This is a genomic window from Bacillus sp. FSL W8-0223 (assembly GCF_038006805.1).
In the GTDB taxonomy this organism is placed as follows: domain Bacteria; phylum Bacillota; class Bacilli; order Bacillales; family DSM-4216; genus Bacillus_O; species Bacillus_O smithii.
The window spans coordinates 104,681-128,244 of sequence record NZ_JBBOVX010000001.1 but is presented as its reverse complement, the minus strand read 5'-3'; the positions used below and the strand labels follow the sequence as shown (position 1 = coordinate 128,244).

The 23,564-nt window shown below is 42.5% G+C and carries 22 protein-coding genes, 2 rRNA genes and 2 other annotated features; all 24 genes read right to left on the bottom strand.

Features of this window, described 5'->3' with window-relative positions:
- Nucleotides 1-21: 21 nt before the first annotated feature.
- Nucleotides 22-522, bottom strand: a complete 501-nt coding sequence (gene rplJ, locus NST81_RS00625; protein WP_341027673.1) for a 50S ribosomal protein L10 — start codon at nt 520-522, stop codon at nt 22-24.
- Between the two features lie 42 nt (nt 523-564).
- Nucleotides 565-709: a sequence feature (ribosomal protein L10 leader region), on the bottom strand.
- Nucleotides 710-748: 39 nt separating this feature from the next.
- Complete coding sequence (gene rplA / locus NST81_RS00620) at nt 749-1,453, bottom strand: 50S ribosomal protein L1 (RefSeq protein WP_003354798.1); 705 nt, start codon at nt 1,451-1,453, stop codon at nt 749-751.
- Between the two features lie 112 nt (nt 1,454-1,565).
- A complete protein-coding gene (gene rplK / locus NST81_RS00615; protein ID WP_003354800.1) occupies nt 1,566-1,991 on the bottom strand; it encodes a 50S ribosomal protein L11 in 426 nt (141 codons plus the stop codon).
- A 156-nt stretch (nt 1,992-2,147) separates the two neighbouring features.
- A complete protein-coding gene (gene nusG, locus NST81_RS00610; RefSeq protein ID WP_040341608.1) occupies nt 2,148-2,678 on the bottom strand; it encodes a transcription termination/antitermination protein NusG in 531 nt (176 codons plus the stop codon).
- A gap of 321 nt (nt 2,679-2,999) precedes the next feature.
- Nucleotides 3,000-3,182: a preprotein translocase subunit SecE gene (secE, locus tag NST81_RS00605; RefSeq protein WP_048622365.1), complete on the bottom strand. Its 183-nt coding sequence runs from the start codon at nt 3,180-3,182 to the stop codon at nt 3,000-3,002.
- Nucleotides 3,183-3,215: 33 nt separating this feature from the next.
- Nucleotides 3,216-3,359, bottom strand: a complete 144-nt coding sequence (gene rpmG, locus NST81_RS00600) for a 50S ribosomal protein L33 (RefSeq protein WP_040341604.1) — start codon at nt 3,357-3,359, stop codon at nt 3,216-3,218.
- Nucleotides 3,360-3,436: 77 nt separating this feature from the next.
- Nucleotides 3,437-4,042, bottom strand: coding sequence for an RNA polymerase sporulation sigma factor SigH (gene sigH, locus NST81_RS00595; protein ID WP_147542803.1), 606 nt, complete (start codon nt 4,040-4,042; stop codon nt 3,437-3,439).
- 114 nt (nt 4,043-4,156) lie between these two features.
- Nucleotides 4,157-4,666, bottom strand: a complete 510-nt coding sequence (locus tag NST81_RS00590) for an NYN domain-containing protein (protein WP_048622364.1) — start codon at nt 4,664-4,666, stop codon at nt 4,157-4,159.
- Nucleotide 4,667: 1 nt separating this feature from the next.
- The gene (gene rlmB, locus NST81_RS00585; RefSeq protein ID WP_003354805.1) at nt 4,668-5,411 is read right to left on the bottom strand and encodes a 23S rRNA (guanosine(2251)-2'-O)-methyltransferase RlmB; all 744 of its coding nucleotides are present in this window, start codon (nt 5,409-5,411) and stop codon (nt 4,668-4,670) included.
- Nucleotides 5,412-5,428: 17 nt separating this feature from the next.
- The gene (locus NST81_RS00580; RefSeq protein ID WP_003354806.1) at nt 5,429-5,833 is read right to left on the bottom strand and encodes a Mini-ribonuclease 3; all 405 of its coding nucleotides are present in this window, start codon (nt 5,831-5,833) and stop codon (nt 5,429-5,431) included.
- A gap of 4 nt (nt 5,834-5,837) precedes the next feature.
- The gene (gene cysS, locus NST81_RS00575) at nt 5,838-7,235 is read right to left on the bottom strand and encodes a cysteine--tRNA ligase (protein WP_327797713.1); all 1,398 of its coding nucleotides are present in this window, start codon (nt 7,233-7,235) and stop codon (nt 5,838-5,840) included.
- Nucleotides 7,216-7,881 (bottom strand): serine O-acetyltransferase EpsC, encoded by a 666-nt coding sequence (gene epsC / locus NST81_RS00570; protein ID WP_341027666.1) that lies wholly within the window; start codon nt 7,879-7,881, stop codon nt 7,216-7,218. Before epsC ends, cysS begins: the two co-directional genes overlap by 20 nt.
- Nucleotides 7,882-8,137: 256 nt before the next feature.
- Nucleotides 8,138-8,375, bottom strand: a binding site (T-box leader).
- Nucleotides 8,376-8,414: 39 nt separating this feature from the next.
- Nucleotides 8,415-9,872, bottom strand: a complete 1,458-nt coding sequence (gene gltX, locus NST81_RS00565; protein ID WP_003354810.1) for a glutamate--tRNA ligase — start codon at nt 9,870-9,872, stop codon at nt 8,415-8,417.
- Nucleotides 9,873-10,061: 189 nt separating this feature from the next.
- The gene (gene ispF, locus NST81_RS00560; RefSeq protein ID WP_327797712.1) at nt 10,062-10,538 is read right to left on the bottom strand and encodes a 2-C-methyl-D-erythritol 2,4-cyclodiphosphate synthase; all 477 of its coding nucleotides are present in this window, start codon (nt 10,536-10,538) and stop codon (nt 10,062-10,064) included.
- A 17-nt stretch (nt 10,539-10,555) separates the two neighbouring features.
- Nucleotides 10,556-11,245 carry a 2-C-methyl-D-erythritol 4-phosphate cytidylyltransferase gene (gene ispD / locus NST81_RS00555; protein WP_270583437.1) on the bottom strand — a complete coding sequence of 230 codons (690 nt, stop codon included), beginning with the start codon at nt 11,243-11,245 and terminating at the stop codon, nt 10,556-10,558.
- A 22-nt stretch (nt 11,246-11,267) separates the two neighbouring features.
- Nucleotides 11,268-12,353: a PIN/TRAM domain-containing protein gene (locus NST81_RS00550; RefSeq protein WP_003354813.1), complete on the bottom strand. Its 1,086-nt coding sequence runs from the start codon at nt 12,351-12,353 to the stop codon at nt 11,268-11,270.
- Between the two features lie 200 nt (nt 12,354-12,553).
- The gene (gene disA / locus NST81_RS00545) at nt 12,554-13,621 is read right to left on the bottom strand and encodes a DNA integrity scanning diadenylate cyclase DisA (protein ID WP_003354814.1); all 1,068 of its coding nucleotides are present in this window, start codon (nt 13,619-13,621) and stop codon (nt 12,554-12,556) included.
- A 3-nt stretch (nt 13,622-13,624) separates the two neighbouring features.
- Nucleotides 13,625-14,998 (bottom strand): DNA repair protein RadA, encoded by a 1,374-nt coding sequence (radA, locus tag NST81_RS00540; RefSeq protein WP_327825348.1) that lies wholly within the window; start codon nt 14,996-14,998, stop codon nt 13,625-13,627.
- Between the two features lie 354 nt (nt 14,999-15,352).
- Nucleotides 15,353-17,797: an ATP-dependent protease ATP-binding subunit ClpC gene (gene clpC / locus NST81_RS00535; protein WP_048622357.1), complete on the bottom strand. Its 2,445-nt coding sequence runs from the start codon at nt 17,795-17,797 to the stop codon at nt 15,353-15,355.
- A gap of 15 nt (nt 17,798-17,812) precedes the next feature.
- Nucleotides 17,813-18,883: a protein arginine kinase gene (locus NST81_RS00530; RefSeq protein ID WP_048622356.1), complete on the bottom strand. Its 1,071-nt coding sequence runs from the start codon at nt 18,881-18,883 to the stop codon at nt 17,813-17,815.
- Nucleotides 18,873-19,427, bottom strand: coding sequence for a UvrB/UvrC motif-containing protein (locus tag NST81_RS00525; RefSeq protein WP_003354818.1), 555 nt, complete (start codon nt 19,425-19,427; stop codon nt 18,873-18,875). The genes NST81_RS00530 and NST81_RS00525 overlap by 11 nt, the downstream gene beginning before the upstream one ends.
- A 16-nt stretch (nt 19,428-19,443) precedes the next feature.
- Nucleotides 19,444-19,908: a CtsR family transcriptional regulator gene (locus tag NST81_RS00520; RefSeq protein WP_371836624.1), complete on the bottom strand. Its 465-nt coding sequence runs from the start codon at nt 19,906-19,908 to the stop codon at nt 19,444-19,446.
- A 405-nt stretch (nt 19,909-20,313) separates the two neighbouring features.
- Nucleotides 20,314-20,429: ribosomal RNA gene (rrf, locus tag NST81_RS00515) — 5S ribosomal RNA — on the bottom strand.
- Between the two features lie 76 nt (nt 20,430-20,505).
- A 23S ribosomal RNA gene (locus tag NST81_RS00510) occupies nt 20,506-23,438 on the bottom strand.
- Nucleotides 23,439-23,564 lie beyond the last annotated feature (126 nt).

Sequence of the window (23,564 nt, the reverse complement as noted above, 5' to 3'; positions counted from 1 at the left end):
ATATAATCATAGCAATAAAGATTATGCGCCTTGTTCTTCTTTTTGTTCAGCCACAGCTTTAGCAGCAAGAGCAAAGTTGCGGATTGGAGCTTGCAAAACGCTAAGCAGCATCGAAAGCAAACCTTCGCGGGATGGAAGTTCAGCCAGTGCTTTAATTTCATCCAAGGAAACAACTTTTCCTTCGATGACCCCAGCTTTAATTTCAAGCGCTTCGTTTTCTTTAGCGAAGTTGTTTAAAATTTTGGCCGGAGCTACAACATCGTCGTTGCTGAAAGCGATGGCGTTCGGACCTGTCAACACGTCGTTGATTTCCGTTAATTCAGCCGCTTCAGCAGCACGGCGCGTTAAAGTATTTTTATATACTTTAAATTCCACACCCGCTTCGCGAAGCTGTTTACGAAGTTCTGTAATTTCCGCAACGTTTAATCCACGGTAATCTACCACAATGGTCGAAACGCTGTTTTTAAATTTTTCCGTAATTTCTTCCACAATTTGTTTCTTTTTTTCAATTGCAGTGCTCATCTTTACACCTCCTATATATGGCAGATGAACATTTATACCGCGCGAGCCAATAAAAAACCTCCATGCGTAGACACGGAGGCAAAGAAGACAATGTCAAAAAGGACATGTATCTATACGATCTTACCTCGGCAGGAAATTAAGCTTTGAAGAAAGCACCTGCTGTCTACGGTACAAATGTTATTCGTTTTTCAAACGTGTTTCATTATATTATAATTTATACAAATTGTCAATTTGATTTTACAGCAACGGAAGCTGGATCTACTTTAATTCCAGGTCCCATTGTAGAAGTAACGGAAACATTTTTCATGTACGTTCCTTTAGCAGCAGCTGGTTTTGCTTTTAATAAAGTTTCAAAGATCGTTGCAAAGTTTTCAACAAGCTTTTCATTATCAAATGAAACTTTACCAATAGGAACATGAATGTTTCCAGCTTTATCTACACGGTATTCTACTTTACCGGCTTTAATTTCTTGAACTGCTTTCGTTACATCAAAAGTAACAGTGCCGGTTTTAGGGTTTGGCATTAAACCTTTAGGACCTAAAATACGACCTAGTTTACCAACTTCACCCATCATGTCCGGGGTTGCCACAATCACGTCAAAGTCAAACCAGCCTTCGCTGATTTTGTTGATATATTCTGTATCGCCAACGTAGTCTGCGCCTGCCGCTTCCGCTTCTTTTGCTTTTTCACCTTTCGCAAACACAAGAACTTTCGCTGTTTTACCAGTTCCATTCGGAAGAACAACAGCTCCGCGAATTTGTTGGTCCGCTTTCTTCGGATCAACACCAAGACGGAAAGCAGCTTCAACCGTAGCGTCGAATTTGGTATAGTTCGTTTTCTTTACTAAATCAATTGCTTCTTCAATAGAATAAGCTTTCGAACGATCAACAAGCTTAAGAGCCTCTAAATATTTCTTTCCTTTTTTAGCCATTTCAATATCCTCCTTATGTGGTATTAACGGAAATCCTCCCACTAATAAAGGCTGCGAGTGAAAGTAATCCAATACATTCAACTTCGCAACCTTGTCAACAATCACTTAAGCGTTAGTCTTCAATCACAATGCCCATGCTGCGTGCAGTACCTTCAACCATTCGCATAGCAGCTTCCACGCTGGCTGCATTAAGGTCCGGCATTTTCAATTCAGCGATTTCGCGTACTTTGTCGCGTTTAATTGTTGCTACTTTGTTGCGGTTTGGCTCACCAGAACCAGATTCGATACCGGCTGCTTTTTTAAGCAATACGGCAGCAGGCGGTGTTTTGGTGATGAATGTAAATGAACGGTCCTCAAAAACCGTAATTTCAACCGGAATGATTAAACCTGCTTGGTCTGCTGTACGAGCATTAAATTCCTTACAGAATCCCATGATATTGACACCAGCTTGACCAAGCGCAGGACCTACTGGCGGAGCAGGATTTGCTTTACCTGCAGGGATTTGCAATTTAACTACTTTGATTACTTTTTTAGCCACGAGACACACCTCCTTAAGTCCGTGATGTGGTACTTGGAGAATCCAATCTCCTCCCACTCATGCAGTCATCTATCAAAATCAGCCTCCCAATCGAGAGACACACTGACTTATGAAATAGTACCATTTTTTTAGCGAAAATTCAAGTTGGTTACAAAATTATTTCTCGACTTGATCAAAATCAAGTTCAATTGGCGTCTCCCGACCAAACATATTTACCAGAACTTTCAACTTTCCTTTGTCATAGTCAATTTCTTCAATGGTTCCGGCAAAATTCGCAAACGGACCTTCTTTCACCGTTACCACTTCACCAATTTCAAAGTGAACGTCAAGCCGTTTTTCCTCAATGCCCATTTGTTTTAAAATGGCCTCTACTTCTTCCGGCAAAAGAGGAGTCGGCTTGGATCCAGAACCAGAAGATCCGACAAAACCGGTGACACCAGGAGTATTTCGTACTACATACCAAGAATCGTCAGTCATGACCAGCTCCACCAGTACATAACCGGGGAAAACTTTTCTTTTTACTACTTTCTTTTTCCCGTTTTTTACATCCGTTTCCTCTTCCTCCGGCACAATCACACGGAAAATTTTGTCTTGCATTCCCATTGATTCAACTCTTTTTTCTAAATTTGCTTTTACTTTATTTTCGTAGCCTGAATACGTGTGTACTACATACCAATTTTTCTCCATTTCCAAGGGACTTAGCGTCCTTCCCTCCTCCAAGTTATACAGCTCTTTGTGGACAGCCACGGATCATCTTTCATTGCAGGAAGATCATTTTCTACAGACCTGCCACATTAGCTTATTAGTGCGTTCGATTGAAAACCGCAAAGAAATATCTGTATTTTCATTGTTTTAGACTTTCGATGAAAACACATGTGGTCAGTTCGCTCTTTTTATCCAAATGAAAAAACCCGAATATCCCGGGCTTTTTCTGCATCTTGACTATTTTGTTTTCATTATACCATGTATGAAGAAGGTATATTCAAGGGAAATAAAAAGATTTTACCATCATTTTAATATCCAGCGAACGATCGAAGAAATTCCCAAGTCCACGACCGCGAAAAAAACGGCCAAAAACGCGACGGTCGCGATAACTGTTATGGTGTAGTTCGTTAATTCTTTCCGATTAGGCCAGCTGACCTTTCTCATCTCAGACGTGACGTTACGGAAAAATTGGGCAATACGTGACATGTCGAAACCTCCATATAATGCTTGCTCTTACGATTATTTCGTCTCCTTATGAATCGTATGTTGATTGCAATATTTGCAAAACTTTTTCACTTCTAAACGCTGAGCCGAGTTGCTCCCGTTAACAGAATAATTTCTTGAACCGCATTTTGAGCAAGCTAAAACGACTTTTTTTCTCATTTTTGGTCACCTAATAAGATTATAACGTTGAAATGTTAAAAAAATATCACTATAATTGTAAAATGTCAAACAAACGTTTAAATAGATAATTGTTTTATTTCAAGATAGCGCTCAAGTTTTCTTTTTACCCTTTGTAAAGCATTATCAATCGATTTGACGTGGCGGTTCAGCTCTTCGGAAATCTCTTGATAAGACTGACCGTCCAAATACAGTGCCAATACCTTTCTTTCAAGATCGCTCAATAGCTCATTCATTTTTTCCTCGATGCTGTCAAATTCTTCTCTGTTGATTAACAGCTCTTCCGGATCAAGCATTTTTGTCCCCGAAATGACGTCCATAAGCGTCCGGTCTGATTCTTCGTCATAAATCGGTTTATCAAGTGATACATAAGAATTTAAAGGTATATGTTTTTGCCTCGTAGCTGTTTTAATAGCGGTTATAATTTGTCTTGTAATGCAAAGCTCCGCAAAAGCTTTAAAGGTTGTAAGCTTGTCCTCTTTATAATCACGGATGGCTTTGTAAAGGCCAATCATTCCCTCCTGAACAATATCTTCCTTATCGGCGCCAATCAGGAAATAAGAACGAGCTTTGGCCCTTACAAAGTTTTTGTACTTGTGAATCAGAAAATCCAATGCTTCACTATTCCCTTGATGAACCAATTCGATAATTTCTTCGTCATCCATCTTTTCCAATACCCCGCCGTTTAAGCTCCGATTATTCAAGCTCACACCATCCCCTCGACCGCAAAAACATAGATAGAAATATTATACAGTAGAAATTTTTTGAACGTCAACGAATCATTTTTGACCACGGCGCCATTTTTCAAAAATTTCCGCCACTTCGTCACTAAGAAAGATTTTTGAAACAGATTTCGCTTCTTGCGTTTTCTTCACTTTCTTTTTTATTTTTTTCTCGATTTCTTTCATCTCGATCAGCAATTCCCGTGCTGAAATACGAAGCGCCCCTTGCCCGAAAACGGCCCATTGTTCCGTATAATCGGATGTTGCTACATATACTTGATTGCGAATATTCGTCAATTCAATCGCCTTTTTTTCAATCCATTCATCGGCAGATTCATTTTCTCTCGTAAAGACGACTTCGACTTGATAATTTTGATATCTTTTTTCAATCCCCTTTACATAGTGGGCATCAAACACGACGATCACTTTAAATCCGCTGTATCCTTGATATTCTGCCATTTTTTCAATTAAACGGTCCCTTGCTGCCGCTAAATCTTTTTTCTTCAATTCCTGAAGTTCCGGCCAGGCTCCGATAATATTGTAGCCGTCGACTAATAGGATGTTCATCTTAATCCCCTAAAGGATAACGATTTCTAAAAATCTCATACATGAGCAATCCGGCTGCAACCGATGCGTTTAATGAGGTTACATGGCCTCTCATCGGAAGTCGATAGAGAAAATCGCATTTTTCTTTTAACAGCCTGCTCATTCCTCGCCCTTCACTGCCAATAATTAAACCAAGCGGAAGCTTTCCGTCAAGACTTCGATAATCCTCATTGCCTTGAGCATCTGTCCCCGCAATCCAAAGGCCTCTCTCTTTAAGCTCGTCCACTGTCCGGGCCAAGTTCGTAACGCGGGCAACAGGGATATATTCTATGGCACCGGTGGAAGCTTTCGCTACCGCCGTCGTCAGTCCTACCGCTCTTCGTTTCGGAATGATAATTCCATGGACACCGACAGCATCGGCCGTTCTCATGATAGAGCCTAAATTATGCGGATCTTCGATTTCATCTAAAATTAAAAGAAAAGGCGTTTCCTTTCTTTCAGCGGCCACTTGAAACAATTTATCTATATCTGCATACTTGTATGCTGCCACTTGTGCGACAACACCTTGATGGTTTTCGTTCACTAGTTGATCAATCTTTTGTTTCGGGACAAATTGAACGAGAATGTTCGCCTTTTTTGCTTCTTTAATGATCGGCGTCATAGATCCTTTTTGAGCACCATCCGCAATCCATATTTTATTGATCTCCCGCTTGGATCGAAGGGCTTCCAACACAGTGTTCCTGCCGGCAATTAATTCCTTATCCAATGGGGCTCCTCCTCCTTTTAATCTGTTGGTATTTGCAAAGATTGATCGATGATGTCATTCAATCGGGATGACTGCCCCGTTAAAAACAAATAGCCGATCAGTGCTTCAAAAGCAGTGCTGTAGCGATAGGTTTGCACATCGGTATTTTTCGGAACCGTGCCGGATTTTGCATTTCTTCCCCTTTTTACTATAGACAACTCCGTTTCGGAAAGAACGTGATCATCGATCAATTTTTTCAAAATCATAGCCTGCGCTTTGGCTGAAACATAATGAGTGGCAGCTTTGTGCAGACGATTCGGTTTTACATATCCGTTTACTAAAAGATGTCGGCGAACATATACTTCATAGATCGCGTCGCCCATATAAGCCAGCGCCAGTCCATTTAATTGTTCAGCGTCCTCCATTTGTTCAAATTCCATCATTCTTTTATCCTCTTTTCCATCTCGTCCCTTGCGGCGTATCTTCCAAAATAATATTCATATTCTTTAATTGATCCCTAATTTCATCCGCCAGCTGAAAATTGCGCTCCTTGCGTGCTTGGTTCCGCTTTTCAATCAGCTGCTCGATCTCTTCATCCAGCCACTCATTCACTTCCAGCTTCAATCCCAAGACGGAAAAGAGATCTTCGAATTCTTTCATAAACGTGGAAATGACTTTTTCAGACGTATGTTTCTCCATCAAATAGTAATTGGCTTGCCGAGACAGTTCAAACAAAACCGAAATGGCGTTCGCCGTGTTGAAATCATCATCCATTTCCTTCACAAACTCATCGTGAAGCTTTTGAATTTTTTCCATCCATTCATGATCATTTTCGGTTAAATTGGTACTGGCTTCTTTCCTGTGTTTTAAATTTTGATAAGAAGTTTTCAACCGTTCCAGCGATGTTTTAGCGTTTTCCAGCAATTCTTCGCTGTAATTGATCGGATGGCGGTAATGGACAGACAGCATAAAAAACCTCAATGCGTCGGGATCATGCTTTTGAATAATATCATGGACCAAAACGAAATTTCCTAGCGACTTGGACATCTTCTCATTATTAATATTAATATAACCGTTATGCATCCAATAACGAGCAAATGTCTTGCCGGAAAGAGCTTCTGATTGAGCAATTTCGTTTTCGTGGTGAGGGAACGTTAAATCTTGCCCGCCCGCATGAATATCAATAGTATCTCCTAAATAATGGCGAGCCATCGCCGAACATTCAATATGCCATCCGGGACGTCCTTTTCCCCACGGGCTATCCCAAGAAATTTCGCCTTCCTTTGCCGCTTTCCACAACGCAAAATCAAGAGCGTCTTCTTTTTTCTCGCCAACCTCGATACGGGCTCCCACTTTCAATTCATCAATGGATTGATGGGAAAGCTTCCCGTAGTCTTTAAACTTTCTCGTGCGGTAATAAACATCACCGTCTACTTCGTAAGCATAACCTTTCTCTTCCAACGTTCGAATAAATTCAATGATGATGTCCATATTTTCCGTAACTCGAGGATGAATGTCCGCCCGTTTGCAACCGAGGGCTTCTACATCTTCAAAATAAGCGTGGATAAACCGATTGGCAAGTGTTGGGACATCTTCTCCCAGTTCTCTTGCCGCCCGTATCAATTTATCATCCACGTCTGTGAAATTGGAAACGTATTGGACATCGTATCCACGAAATTCCAGATATCTTCGCACTGTATCAAAGACGATCGCGGGGCGGGCGTTTCCGATATGAATATAATTGTATACGGTCGGACCGCACACATACATTTTCACTTTTCCTTCTTCCAGGGGAACGAAGGTTTCCTTGCGTCTGGTGAGCGTATTATAAAGTTGAATTGGCATTTTCTTTTTCCCCTTTCCGCAGGTTTTCGATTTCCTCTCGAAGTCTTTTAATTTCCTGTTCCATTTCATGTATTCGATCAGAAATTGGATCCGGCAAATCACGGTGATTTAAATCTTTTTTGATCTTCTTTCCATTTTGGACGACAATTCTTCCGGGGATACCAACCACCGTGGAGTTCGGGGGAACATCTTTTAAAACAACCGAACCCGCCCCAATTTTAGAATTCTCACCAATCGTGATCGAACCGAGGACTTTTGCACCTGTGGCGATCAACGCATTATCTTTAATGGTTGGATGGCGTTTTCCTTTTTCCTTCCCTGTGCCGCCGAGAGTAACACCTTGATAAAGTGTCACATTATCACCAATTTCACAAGTCTCGCCAATCACAACTCCCATTCCATGATCTATAAATAATCTGCGGCCAATTTTGGCTCCAGGATGGATTTCAATTCCGGTAAAAAAACGGCTTATTTGCGAAATCACTCTCGCAAGAAAAAAAAACTTTCTTTTAAACAAAGCATGCGCAATTCGATGAGCCCAAATGGCGTGCAAGCCAGAATAAGTCAAGATGACTTCAAGATAGCTTCTTGCAGCTGGATCTTGTTCGAAAACCACTTCAATATCTTCTTTTAATGTTTTAAACATTCAGCTCTCCTCCTTTACATTCATGATTTTGTACAGCTAATTACTGCTCTTGCTTCCTTATCAAGATTGGCAATAAAAGCAGATCCTGTATTCGGCTATGACTTTTATTGTCGTTTATTAGGTGCTTTTTCTTCATCCCGATTTTTTATTTTCATGCAAAAAAGGAGACTAATTTGGCTAAGCATTCAGCTTTTTAAATAGCCAGCTGCAAACAAGAAACCCCCTCCCCTTTATGCAAAAAAGCGTCCCTGTAAAAGACAGAGACGCTTTCAGCGCGGTTCCACTCTGTTTGAGAACATCAGCCGACTGGCCTGTTCCCCAAACTCAATTCCTGTAACGGAGGCTGCCGCCGCATCTTACTTTAACCTTATCAGGCATTTCAGATGCGGACTCCGAGGTGCATTTCGAAAACCGAGAGGTTTAAACCACTTTCAGCCGATGATGGTTCTCTCTGTCAAACATCGGTTTCTACTTCTCCTCATCAACGCTTTATCCTTTATGGTATTCAATATATTGTTTTTCGAAAAATAATGTTAACGAAGAAGATTTTCAATTCGTTCAACCACTTTGTCTTTTCCGAGAAGCTCAATCGTGTTCGGAAGTTCAGGACCGTGCATTTGCCCCGTCACAGCCACACGAATCGGCATGAACAGCTTTTTCCCTTTATGGCCTGTCTCTTTTTGAACAGCCTTAATCGTCTTTTTAATTTCAGCAGCTTCAAACACATCGAGTTCACGAATTTTATTTAAAAAGGATTCTAGGACTTCCGGCACTTGCTCTTCGGAAAGAATGGCCTTCGCGTCTTCATTATACTCAATTTTATCTTTAAAGAACAGCTCGGATAGCTCTACAATTTCCGCTCCATAACTCATTTGTTCTTGATAAAGAGCGATTAATTTTCTTACCCATTGTTCTTCATCCGGAGACAAGTTTTCCGAAACGCGACCCGCTTTAATAAGATGTGGAAGAGACAACTCCACTACCTTGTCCAATTCCAGCTGTTTCATATATTGGTTATTCATCCACATAAGCTTTTGCTTGTCAAAAACAGCAGGAGATTTAGAAAGACGGGCCGGGTCAAAAATTTCGATGAACTCTTCTCTTGAGAAAATTTCTTCTTCTCCTTTTGGAGACCATCCCAATAATGCAATGAAATTAAACAACGCTTCCGGCAGATAGCCAAGTTCTTCATACTGTTCGATAAACTGAATAATGGATTCATCGCGTTTGCTCAATTTCTTGCGGTTTTCATTGACGATCAAAGTCATATGACCAAATTTCGGCGGCTCCCAACCAAAAGCTTCGTAAATCATCAATTGTTTAGGCGTATTAGAAATATGGTCATCACCGCGGAGAACGTGAGTCATGCCCATTAAATGATCATCGATCGCAACCGCAAAATTGTATGTCGGCATTCCGTCTTTTTTCACAATGACAAAATCGCCGATTCCGTCCGATTCAAAAGACACATGGTCTTTGACAATATCATCAAATTCATATATTTTTCCTTCTGGCACGCGAAAACGAATGCTAGGCTGACGTCCTTCCGCTTCCAAAGCTTCCTGCTGTTCTTTTGTTAAATGGCGGCATTTACCCGAATATCTCGGCATTTCTCCTCGGGCAAGCTGAGCTTCCCGTTCTGCTTCTAATTCCTCTTCCGTACAATAACATTTATAAGCAAGACCTCTTTCTAACAGGTCTTCATAATATTTTTTGTATATATCCGTGCGTTCCGACTGACGGTATGGCCCATATGGACCGCCGATATCAACGCCTTCATCCCAGTCCATTCCAAGCCATTTTAGATATTTTAGCTGACTTTGCTCGCCGCCTTCTATATTCCGTTTTTGGTCGGTATCTTCAATCCGGATCACAAACTTTCCGCCTCGGCTTCTGGCGAATAAATAATTAAACAATGCGGTGCGTGCATTTCCAATATGCAAATGTCCTGTCGGGCTCGGAGCATATCGCACACGTATTTCACTAGCCATTATTTGAATGCCTCCTCTTGAATTCAAACGCTAATCGATTCGATGTATGTTTCTGCCGCCGTTGTTTCGACTCTTTTGCTGAAAAAGCAGAAAACAGAAACTGCCATCTATCCTGATCAATAAAAATTCTCTATACGTTTTCTTCCTGTAGTATTTTATCATCTTTGCCTTATTGAATAAAGGTTATTCTCATTCTTTCTCAATCAGGACCACAGCCAAAGAAGCAATCCCCTCGCCTCTCCCGGGGAATCCCAGTTTTTCCGTGGTCGTAGCTTTGATATTTACTTGGCTGATTTCTGCTTCTAAAATTCTTGCAATGTTTTCCCGCATTTGTCCAATGTAAGGGGCCATTTTAGGCTTTTGAGCGATGATAGTGCCATCGACATTGCTCAATCGGAACCCCTTTTCTTGCACCAATTTCCATACATGGGAAAGCAAAAAAGATGAGTCAGCATCTTTAAAAGCAGGATCTGTATCAGGAAAATGGGATCCTATATCTCCTTCTCCAATAGCCCCTAAACAGGCGTCTGCTATGGCATGCAGCAAAACATCCGCATCTGAATGGCCCAGCAGTCCTTTTTCATAAGGAATATGGACACCGCCTATTATCAAAGGCCGGTTTTCCACCAATTGATGAACATCAAATCCTTGTCCCACTCGAAACATTTCTTTTAACTCCTTTGTCATTGTTCATTCAAACGTTTGTTTAAAATAGCTTCAGCAAAAAATAAATCTTCTGGAGTCGTCAATTTAATATTATCATAATCTCCTTCGACAATTTGAACCGGAATTCCAAGCCTTTCTACTAAGGAAGAGTCATCCGTGCCTAGAAAAGAATCCCGTTCTGCCGCTTCGTGTGCCTCTAACAAAATTGGCACACGAAAAGCTTGTGGCGTTTGTACTGACCACAAGCTTGATCGATCAATCGTTTCAGACACCAAACCATCTGCCCCTTTTTTGATCGTATCTTTCACAGGAACAGCAGCGATCGCAGCAGGAAACTCCGTTAACCGATCCACTAATCGATGAATGACGTTGATGGTGATAAAAGGACGGGCTCCATCATGGACAAGAACAGCCTTGCAGTTTTTTAACATATTCAAGCCGCTTCGAACACTATGCTGTCGTTCTCGCCCGCCCGCAACGATGGACTGAACCTTTGTAATTCCGTGTTGTTTCACCAATGATAAAAATATTTCCTTTTCCTCTGGTTGAGTGGCTAAAATAATCCCTTCACACCAAGGATCGCTTTCAAAAACTTTTAAAGTATGAACAATCACCGGCAAGCCGCGCAATTCCATCAATAATTTGTTCTTTTTGGCTCTCATCCGTTTTCCTTGCCCGGCTGCCGGAATGACTACTTGATAATTCATACTTATCCAACTCCATTATCGCTTATAATGCTTTTTCTAATAATTTAGGTTTGGCAAAAATCATTCGTCCCGCAGATGTTTGCAAAACGCTTGTGACTAGAACGTCAATTTGTTTTCCGATAAAGTCTTTTCCTTCCTCTACCACAATCATGGTTCCGTCATCTAAATAAGCAACGCCTTGATTATGTTCTTTCCCATCTTTAATCACTTGAACGTTAATTTCTTCACCCGGAAGAACAATTGGCTTCACGGCATTAGCTAAATCATTAATATTCAAAACCGGAACTTTTTGAAATTCACATACTTTGTTTAAATTATAGTCATTTGTGACAACGATTCCGTTCATTACTTTTGCCAGTTTCACAAGCTTGCTGTCCACTTCTTGGATTTCTTCAAAATCTCCTTCGTAAATCTGAACTTCAATTGGGAGTTCTTTTTGAATTCGGTTTAATACATCCAGCCCTCTTCGTCCCCGATTTCTTTTCAGCGCATCCGCCGAATCGGCGATATGCTGAAGCTCTTCGAGAACAAATTGAGGGATCACGATCACACCTTCCAAAAATCCAGTCTGGCAAATATCCGCAATTCTGCCATCAATGATGACACTCGTATCCAAAATTTTAAATGTTTTCCGTTCAGGCGATTCGGGCTCGCTTTCCTTTCTTCTGCTTACTCTATTCGACGTAAATAATGCTTTGATTTCATCTCTTTTCTTAAAACCCACTTGAAAACCTAAATACCCTAAAAGCAAAGTCAAAAAAATCGGGGCAACTGTATTAATGATGGGAATTTCAATTTTGTTGAGCGGGATCCCTAATAAATAAGCGACAATCAACCCCACAATCAGCCCAACACATCCTGATATCATATCCACAACCGGCATTTTAACCAACCGGTCTTCGATCCATTTTACAAAATTCACAACATAATCCACAGCCCAGAAAGTCAATAAATAAAATATAATGGCTCCTAAAACAGTAGTTGTGTATGGATTGTACAATAATCTTGCCTCAGGCAATTTCAATAAATGAAATAATTCCGGCAAAACAAACAGACCTAATGTTCCACCCAAAATGATAAAAATGGCTTGCACAATACGTCTTAGCATGTACAACATTCACCTCCTCTTTACCATTATAAACACTTTTCTTTTATTATAACCTTTGCAAAGAGAATAATTTTTTATTATAACATAGATGAAAAATTTTCTTTACATTTGAAAAATTCGCCGGCTAAATTAAGGAAAATCTTAGTAACTTGAGAGTAACATCCTACAATGCAACTGTCAATTTAAATGAATGCCTCTCTCTATAATTGACGATCAGCTAACATTTGATCCTTTATTAACTTTAATCCTTCTTTTATTTTTCGCGCCCGCACTTCTCCAATCCCTTCTACGTCATCCAGTTTATCGACATCCGCTTTCACAATTTCCGGCAGCCATTTAAACTTTGAAATTAAATTTTCGATGATGACGATAGGAAGGCGAGGAATTTTTCTTAAAGCGCGATAGCCTCTGGGACATATTCCTTCTTCGATCGGAACGTGGCCCGAAAAACCAAGAAGCTTTAATAAAACCGAATCATCCAGCAGTTCATTCGTCACCAACTCTTGAAATTTGGAGAGCACTTCAAACGGTTTAACTTGACGGTCTTTTGAATAGTCGCGAATAATCAGCATGGCTTCGTCTTCCATGTCAGACAGCAATTCATTCATCTGCAGTTGTATCAGACGCCCCTCCACACCAAGCTCGTTTAAATAAGCCAACAATTCTTTTTTAATCCGCAGAACCATTTCAATTTTATGGAGAACTTGCAAAACATCGCTATATGTAACCAATTCCTCAAATTCCAGCATGGTCAAATTGGCAATGGCTTGATCGAGGACCATTTTATATTTTTCCAAAGTTTGTATGGCTTGATTCGCTTTAGTCAAAATGACTCCAATGTCTTTTAGCGCGTAACGGAACTTTCCCTGATATAAAGTAATGACATTTCTTCTTTGTGAAATCGCAATGACTAATGAATTCGTTTGCCTGGCGACTCTCTCAGCCGTCCGATGGCGCATCCCCGTTTCCGATGAAGGAATGGACGAATCAGGAGCAAGATGGGCATTCGCTAAAATGACTTTCGTACCCGTTTCATTCAAAATAATCGCTCCATCCATTTTGGCCAATTCATATAAATTGCTCGGTGTGAAATCACAATCTATATAAAAGCCGCCATCCACCAATTCTTTCACTTTCTCATTGTAGCCCATGACAATTAGGCCGCCCGTTTTGGCTCTTAAAACATTGTCTATCCCTTCACGAATAGGTGTTCCAGGAGCCACTAATTTTAGAATATCTGAGATGGTTTTCTCCTTTTTATCCTCCATTCTCTATCCTCCCAACGCATACTCCAATGCTTCTTCTACTGTTGAAACTCCAATCACCTCTATTTTCCCTGGAGTATTCCAACCACCAAGATTATGGGCCGGAATAATGACACGGGAAAATCCCAGCTTTTCTGCTTCTCGCACTCGCTGTTCAATTCTCGTTACCCTTCTGACTTCACCGGTTAATCCTACTTCTCCAATTATACAATCTGTTGATCGTGTCGGCTTGTCGCGGAAACTGGACACAATGCTGACAGCAACCGCTAAATCAATGGCAGGTTCATCAAGCTTGACTCCCCCAGCCACTTTTAAATAAGCATCTTGATTTTGAAGAAGAAGGCCGACCCTTTTTTCCAATACCGCCATTAAAAGAGACACTCTATTATGATCGATCCCTGTGGCCATTCGACGCGGATAATTAAAACTGGTCGGTGCTATCAATGCCTGTATCTCAACCAACACGGGGCGTGTCCCTTCCATAGAAGCAACTACCGTTGACCCCGATGCACTTTGCGCACGCTCCTCCAAAAAGATTTCCGACGGATTTTCCACCTCTATGAGTCCGGTTTCTTTCATTTCAAAAATTCCCATCTCATTTGTAGAACCAAAGCGATTTTTAACCGCTCTTAAAATGCGGTAAGAATGATGCCGCTCCCCTTCGAAATAAAGAACTGTATCAACCATATGCTCCAAAATTCTAGGACCGGCAATCGAGCCTTCTTTCGTTACGTGCCCTACAATAAAGATAGCCATTCCTTGGACCTTCGCCATTCTCATGAATTCGGCCGTACTTTCCCGCACTTGGGAAACGCTGCCCGGGGCGGAAGTAACTTCAGGGTGGTAGACAGTTTGAATCGAATCAATGATGACAAATTCCGGATTTAATTGCTCGATCGCAAGGTTTATTAATTCCAAATTGGTTTCTGAATAGATATAGAGATTGCTAGAATCCACATTCAAGCGATCCGCACGCAGTTTGATTTGTTTCGCCGATTCTTCTCCGGATATATATAAAACTTTATGGCCCCCGCTCGCTAGCTGGCTGGAAATTTGCAGCAACAATGTCGACTTTCCGATACCCGGATCTCCTCCGATTAAAACAAGAGAGCCGGCGACGATTCCTCCGCCTAAAACACGGTTGAATTCTTTCATATTGGTTGTCGTTCTAGGCTCTTCCGTTGATTGTACTGTAATGAGCGGTGATGGCTTCGAAATCCGCGAAGATTCGGAATGAATAAATGTTTTCTTTTGTCGCCCCGTCATATCCACTTCTTCCACCATTTGGTTCCATTCCCCGCATCCGGGACATCTCCCCATCCATTTCGGCGATTCATATCCGCATGATTGACAAATAAATTTTGTTTTTTTCTTTACCATATGGATCCTCTTCCTTTATATTATGAACACATTTGAACATTCATGTGAAACAATTCATATTCTCTGGAATTTGCCTTACAAATGTGTGAGATTATTATAACAATCCAAGATAAAAAAGAGGTACACGGATGCTTATCATACGCGTACCTCTTGTTGATTTCCCCCTGGACAGACATCATCCTCAAATTTCCTTGGGAAAAGGTCCTTTATTCAAAAGCCTGATAACTCCCTGACCTGCTAACTGATAACTTTAACGAAGCCAAATAACTTTCGATATCTCCGGGCATCAAAGGGAGGTTGTAACGGCTTTAGATCCGAATTCTTCCAGAATCGGGATAGGGTACTTTTTAGATGTCATTCCATTACTCCAATTGACGGTTGTTTTGTTTTTACGACGAATTCGTTATTTTCCACGTCAATCACGACATTTTGTCCTGGATGGATATTGCCTTTTAAAAGTTCTTCCGACAGCCGATCTTCAATATGTTTCTGGATCGCCCGACGCAACGGACGAGCTCCATATTCAGGATCGTATCCTTCTTCGGCAATTTTCTCTTTTGCTTTATCGGTCAGTTCAAGCTCAATATGCTGCTCTTTCAAACGTTTGGTTAATTGATCAGACATTAACGAAACAATCTGTTTCAATTGATCTTTTTCCAACGAATGGAACACAATAATTTCGTCAATTCGATTTAAAAATTCAGGACGAAATGCTCTTTTGAGTTCTTCCAGCACTTTCCCTTTCATATCTTTAAATTCCTGCTCGCCGTCCTGAATATTAAATCCAACATACTTGTTTTTCTTCAACGCTTCAGCGCCCACATTGGACGTCATTATCAGAACTGTATTCCGGAAGTCAACCGTTCTACCTTTTGAATCAGTTAAACGGCCATCTTCTAATACTTGAAGAAGAATGTTGAAAACATCCGGATGCGCTTTTTCAATTTCGTCTAGCAATATAACAGAATACGGCTTGCGTCTAACCTTTTCTGTCAATTGTCCGCCTTCCTCAAATCCGACATAACCAGGAGGAGAACCAACTAAACGGGAAGTCGAATGTTTCTCCATGTATTCTGACATATCGATTCGGATCATAGCATCTTCATCGCCAAACATAGCTTCCGCCAATGCTCTAGCCAGCTCTGTTTTCCCAACTCCGGTCGGTCCGAGGAAAATAAAGGAGCCGATTGGACGTTTTGGATCTTTTAATCCTGCCCGTGCACGACGAACAGCTTTAGCCACCGCTTTTACAGCTTCTTCCTGGCCAATGACCCGCGAATGTAGAATTTCTTCAAGATTTAACAATCTTTCTGTTTCAGTTTGTGCCAATTTGGAAACAGGGATTCCTGTCCAGCTGGAAACAACTGTCGCAATATCTTCAACCGTCACTTCGCTGTTTTCTTTTCCTTGTTTTTCTTTCCAAGATTTTTTCGTTTCTTCCAACTGCTCGCGCAATTTTTGCTCAGCGTCTCTTAAAGAAGCTGCTTTTTCAAATTCTTGGCTTTGTACAGCTGCATCTTTTTCTTTTCTAATTTCTTCAAGTTTTTGCTCCAGTTCTTTTAAATTCGGAGGAGTGGTAAAGGAGCGTAATCTTACTTTTGAGCCTGCTTCATCAATAAGGTCAATCGCTTTATCCGGCAAGAAACGATCCGAAATATAACGATCCGATAATTTAACCGCCGCTTCAATCGCCTCATCTGTAATGGATACACGGTGATGTGCTTCGTAGCGATCTCTTAGCCCTTTTAAAATTTGAATCGATTCTTCAATGGTCGGTTCATCTACTTGAATAGGCTGAAAGCGTCTTTCCAAAGCAGCATCTTTTTCGATATATTTGCGATATTCATCTAATGTTGTTGCTCCAATGCATTGCAACTCGCCTCTTGCCAATGCCGGCTTCAATATATTGGATGCGTCAATGGCGCCTTCTGCTCCTCCCGCACCGATTAAAGTATGAAGCTCGTCGATAAACAAAATAATATTTCCAGCTTGCCGGATTTCATCCATGACTTTTTTCAAACGGTCTTCAAATTCTCCTCGATATTTCGTTCCGGCTACAACGGTCCCCATATCCAATGTCATAACTCGTTTATCACGAAGAGTTTCCGGCACTTCATTATTGACAATTTGTTGGGCTAATCCTTCCGCAATGGCTGTTTTCCCAACACCCGGTTCACCAATCAATACTGGATTGTTTTTCGTTCTGCGGCTTAACACTTCAATCACACGTTGAATTTCTTTACTACGTCCGATCACAGGATCAAGTTTTCCGTCGCGAGCAATAGCTGTCAAATCTCTAGCCAAGCTATCCAGTGTCGGCGTATTGGCATGGGCGGACGATCCTGATGCATGCCCATTCGTTTCATTGCTTCCTAAAAGCTGCAGCACTTGTTGACGAGCTTTATTTAAACTAATTCCTAAATTGTTCAATACGCGGGCCGCAACACCTTCGCCTTCTCGGATCAACCCGAGTAAAATATGCTCGGTTCCAACATAAGAATGTCCCAGTTTTCTGGCTTCATCCATTGAAAGCTCAATTACTTTTTTAGCCCTTGGCGTATAATGAATGGTTTGGGCGACTCCTTGGCCTTTCCCAATTAAATTCTCCACTTCATTCTGAATTTTTTCAGGGCTCAAACCTAAACCGTAAAGAGCCTTCGCCGCAATTCCTTCGCCTTCCCTTACCAACCCTAATAAAATATGCTCGGTTCCGATATTATTGTGTCCAAGACGGATTGCCTCTTCTTGAGCTAATGCCAGAACTTTCTGAGCCCTTTCGGTAAATCTCCCAAACATCATCTCTTTTCTCCTCCTTTAATATCCATGTTCCTGTCTTAATTTTTCCCGAATCAATGTCGCTCTGCGTACATCTCGTTCCTCGGGGCGAAGCGAAGCTCCTGCATACTGTTGCAAAAATCCCGGCTGAGTTAAAATCAATAATTCATTTAAAACATTCTTAGAAATAGTATTAATATAACCTAAATCTATACCTAATCTAACATCGGAAAGACATTGAGCTGCTTCTTTTGATTCAATAATACGCGAATTGGCCAACACTCCATAGGAACGGAAAATCCTGTCTTCCAATTGTATATGATTTGTTTTGACCAATGCTTCTCTAGCGGATCTTTCTTGATCAATAATTTGGGAAACAACGCTTATTAAATCGTTAACGATTTCCTCTTCTGATTTCCCTAATGTCAGCTGATTAGAGATTTGGAATAAATTCCCCACTGATTGGCTTCCTTCACCATAAATTCCTCGGACGACCAGCCCTAATTGATTAATTGCCGGAATGATCTGATTCATTTGTTGAGTCATGACAAGTGCCGGAAGATGAACCATGACGGATGCGCGAAGGCCGGTGCCAACATTTGTGGGACAACTCGTGAGATAGCCGATTTTTTCGTCAAAAGCATATGGAACTTTTTCTTCGATCAAATCATCAATTTGGTTGGCTTTAACTAAAGTTTCCTTTAATTGTAATCCAGAAGCCAGGCATTGTATACGAATATGATCTTCTTCGTTCACCATAATGCTGATATCTTCATTTTCTGACAAAAAAACAGCTCCGTAATTGGTACCTTCTGCGAGAAGAGGACTAATGAGATGCTTTTCTACAAGCACTCTTTTTTGAAGCGGCTGCAGTTCATTCATTAACAGCAATTCCAGAGGATTTTCATTCATCCCGGGAAACCTTTTTAAAGCTTCTCCCACTTCATGCACGACTTTCATCGCCTCATCGCCAGAAAAAACGGTAGGAAATTGATGATTTTCTAAATTCCGAGCCAGCCTGATTCGGGAACTCAATACGATGTCAGAGTGAGGGCCTTCGTTTTTCATCCAAGAACTTACAGCATGATTAATAAATTTCTCAAGAGACATGATTTTCTCCTCCCTCTTGATTGATTTGACTTTCAAGAGAGCGAATTTCATCACGGACTTGCGCCGCTTTTTCAAACTCCTCTTTAGCTACTAACGACTGAAGTTGCTGCTTCAAATGGGCAATTTTCTTTTTTAAGTGCAGGGCTCCTCCTTTTCGTTTAGGGATTTTGCCATGATGAGCATTATTTCCTCCATGTAGTCGTTTTAATATAGAATCTATATGGTCCGCAAACGTTTTGTAACAATGCGAACAGCCAAATTTCCCTGTATTCACAAATTGTTGAAACGTCATATGACAATAGTCGCATTGCAATTCATCCGGCTGAACAAAAGGATTCTGATCTACCTTTTGAAAAACAGGCTCAACGTTAAACAATCCCGCTAGAAGGTTGTTAATGGAAAACCCTTGGCTTCCTCCAAAAAAAGAAAATTCCCCTTTTTCTTTTGCACAATGCTCACACAAATGAAATTCTGTTTTTTCTCCGTTAATGATCTTTGTGAAATGAAGAGTGGCTGGGCGCAGATGACATTCCTGGCATATCACAATATTCACCTCTCCATTACTTGAATTTTAAAGTTAAAAGCATCGCCTTAAGCATTCTCGCTCTTAACTCGTCCCGCTCCGGCAAATCAATATATAAAACAGAGCGATCCATAACACTGATCATAATTTTGGCTTCCCTTTTGGAAATAACCTCTTCTTCCACTAATCTATATACAATCTGTTCGGCGTTCGCTTGAGAAATTCGATTCCCGACTAAGGAAATCAACTGGTCTATTAAGTGGGATTGATCATGAGTCTGAACTTTCATGATGCGTATATATCCACCGCCGCCTCTTTTGCTTTCCACTAAATAGCCTCTTTCAATCGTAAATCTTGTGTTTATCACATAATTAATTTGAGAAGGGACACATTGAAATTTATCGGCAATTTCACTTCTTTTTATTTCTACAATTTCACTTTCGCTCATTTCTAAAACTTTTTTTAAGTAATTTTCAATAATGTCCGATATGTTTCTCACCAAGCCTCCTCCTCTTCTGACTTTGACTATATTTGACATTAATTATAACGGAAATAACTCTTGTTTGGCAATTTTTAAGTATGTATGATCCGCTTTTTCATAACAAAAAATGAATGCTGCAAATCGACTTGCCGCAAAAGCCAAGAATCCCTTCACGACATTTCTCTTTTCAATTATTTTATTCTTACGATCAATAATGTTAACAATTCTCGGCCATTTTATTCTTTTTTGGCGCAAAAAGAAAAGAACAAATTAAAAAATACTAGATTTTGCTCGATAATCGAGTAGGAAAAAAGGGGATTAGCCCCTCCTGTCCGATAGACGGCGTTTCAATGAAATTTAACGCAAATAAATTGCTCCCATTCTTGGTGCACAAAAAAACCCATTACGATTGTAATGGGATTTTCTGCCTGGCAGCGTCCTACTCTCGCAAGGGGAATCCCCTCACTACCATCGACGCTGAAGAGCTTAACTTCCGTGTTCGGGATGGGAACGGGTGTGACCTCTTCGCCATCGCCACCAGACGGTATGAAGTTGTCGGAACGATTGTTCCTTCAAAACTAGATAGAAGAAGCAGTTTCACCGATTTCGCGCTTTCTTTTGGTTAAGTCCTCGATCGATTAGTATCCGTCAGCTCCACGTGTCACCACGCTTCCACCTCGGACCTATCTACCTGATCATCTTTCAGGGATCTTACTTTCCGAAGAAATGGGAAATCTCATCTTGAGGGGGGCTTCATGCTTAGATGCTTTCAGCACTTATCCCTTCCGCACATAGCTACCCAGCGATGCCTCTGGCGAGACAACTGGTACACCAGCGGTGCGTCCATCCCGGTCCTCTCGTACTAAGGACAGCTCCTCTCAAATTTCCTGCGCCCGCGACGGATAGGGACCGAACTGTCTCACGACGTTCTGAACCCAGCTCGCGTACCGCTTTAATGGGCGAACAGCCCAACCCTTGGGACCGACTACAGCCCCAGGATGCGATGAGCCGACATCGAGGTGCCAAACCTCCCCGTCGATGTGGACTCTTGGGGGAGATAAGCCTGTTATCCCCGGGGTAGCTTTTATCCGTTGAGCGATGGCCCTTCCATACGGAACCACCGGATCACTAAGCCCGACTTTCGTCCCTGCTCGACTTGTAGGTCTCGCAGTCAAGCTCCCTTCTGCCTTTGCACTCTGCGAATGATTTCCAACCATTCTGAGGGAACCTTTGGGCGCCTCCGTTACCTTTTAGGAGGCGACCGCCCCAGTCAAACTGCCCACCTGACACTGTCTCCCACCCCGATCAGGGGTGCGGGTTAGAATTTCAGTACAGCCAGGGTAGTATCCCACCGGCGCCTCCACCGAAGCTGGCGCTCCGGTTTCCAAGGCTCCTACCTATCCTGTACAAGCTGTACCAAAATTCAATATCAGGCTGCAGTAAAGCTCCACGGGGTCTTTCCGTCCTGTCGCGGGTAACCTGCATCTTCACAGGTACTATAATTTCACCGAGTCTCTCGTTGAGACAGTGCCCAGATCGTTACGCCTTTCGTGCGGGTCAGAACTTACCTGACAAGGAATTTCGCTACCTTAGGACCGTTATAGTTACGGCCGCCGTTTACTGGGGCTTCGGTTCGCACCTTCAAGCAAAGCTTTAAGCGCTCCCCTTAACCTTCCAGCACCGGGCAGGCGTCAGCCCCTATACTTCGCCTTACGGCTTCGCAGAGACCTGTGTTTTTGCTAAACAGTCGCCTGGGCCTATTCACTGCGGCTTCTCGGGGCTATGCACCCCAAAAAGCACCCCTTCTCCCGAAGTTACGGGGTCATTTTGCCGAGTTCCTTAACGAGAGTTCTCTCGCACACCTTAGGATTCTCTCCTCGCCTACCTGTGTCGGTTTGCGGTACGGGCACCTTTTTCCTCGCTAGAGGCTTTTCTTGGCAGTGTGGAATCAGGAACTTCGGTACTATATTTCCCTCGCCGTCACAGCTTGAGGTTAGTGGCAACGGGATTTGCCTCGCTGCCCCTCTTACTGCTTGGACGCACATCCAGCAGTGCGCTTACCCTATCCTCCTGCGTCCCCCCATCGCTCAAACGGAAAAGAGGTGGTACAGGAATATCAACCTGTTGTCCATCGCCTACGCCTGTCGGCCTCGGCTTAGGTCCCGACTAACCCTGAGAGGACGAGCCTTCCTCAGGAAACCTTAGGCATTCGGTGGAAGGGATTCTCACCCTTCTTTCGCTACTCATACCGGCATTCTCACTTCTAAGCGCTCCACCAGTCCTTCCGGTCTGGCTTCTCTGCCCTTAGAACGCTCTCCTACCGCGGACACCCGAAGGTGTCCACCCGCAGCTTCGGTGATACGTTTAGCCCCGGTACATTTTCGGCGCAGAATCACTCGACCAGTGAGCTATTACGCACTCTTTAAATGGTGGCTGCTTCTAAGCCAACATCCTGGTTGTCTAAGCAATTCCACATCCTTTTCCACTTAACGTATACTTTGGGACCTTAGCTGGCGGTCTGGGCTGTTTCCCTTTTGACCACGGATCTTATCACTCGCAGTCTGACTCCCAAGGATAAGTCGCTGGCATTCGGAGTTTGTCTGAATTCGGTAACCCGATGAGGGCCCCTAGTCCAAACAGTGCTCTACCTCCAAGACTCTTTCCTTGAGGCTAGCCCTAAAGCTATTTCGGAGAGAACCAGCTATCTCCAAGTTCGATTGGAATTTCACCCCTACCCACACCTCATCCCCGCACTTTTCAACGTGCGTGGGTTCGGGCCTCCAGTAAGTGTTACCTCACCTTCACCCTGGACATGGGTAGATCACCTGGTTTCGGGTCTGCGACCCCATACTCATGCGCCCTGTTCAGACTCGCTTTCGCTGCGGCTCCGTCTTTCCGACTTAACCTCGCATGAGATCGCAACTCGCCGGTTCATTCTACAAAAGGCACGCCATCACCCGTAAACGGGCTCTGACTACTTGTAGGCACACGGTTTCAGGTTCTCTTTCACTCCCCTCCCGGGGTGCTTTTCACCTTTCCCTCACGGTACTGGTTCACTATCGGTCACTAGGGAGTATTTAGCCTTGGGAGATGGTCCTCCCAGCTTCCGACGGGATTCCTCGTGTCCCGCCGTACTCAGGATCCACCAGGGAGGGAACGAAGTTTCGACTACAGGGTTGTTACCTTCTCTGACGGGCCTTTCCAGACCTCTTCGTCTACCTCGTTCCTTTGTAACTCCACCATTGGTGTCCTACAACCCCAGAAGGCAAGCCTTCTGGTTTGGGCTGTTCCCGTTTCGCTCGCCGCTACTCAGGGAATCGCTGTTGCTTTCTCTTCCTCCGGGTACTTAGATGTTTCAGTTCCCCGGGTTGCCTTCCTTACCCTATGGATTCAGGCAAGGATGCTGCCCCATTACGGGCAGCGGGTTTCCCCATTCGGAAATCTCCGGATCAACGCTTACGTACAGCTCCCCGGAGCTTTTCGGAGTTAGTCCCGTCCTTCATCGGCTCCTAGTGCCAAGGCATCCACCGTGCGCCCTTTCTAACTTAACCATGTTGGTTTTATCCTAGATGGCGATACTCGGTTTATGCTGCTTCTTTTTTCTATCTAGTTTTCAAGGAACAACTTGGAAGGATGAAATCCTTCAAAACTGAACAAAACGAAAGCGTACTTAAGAA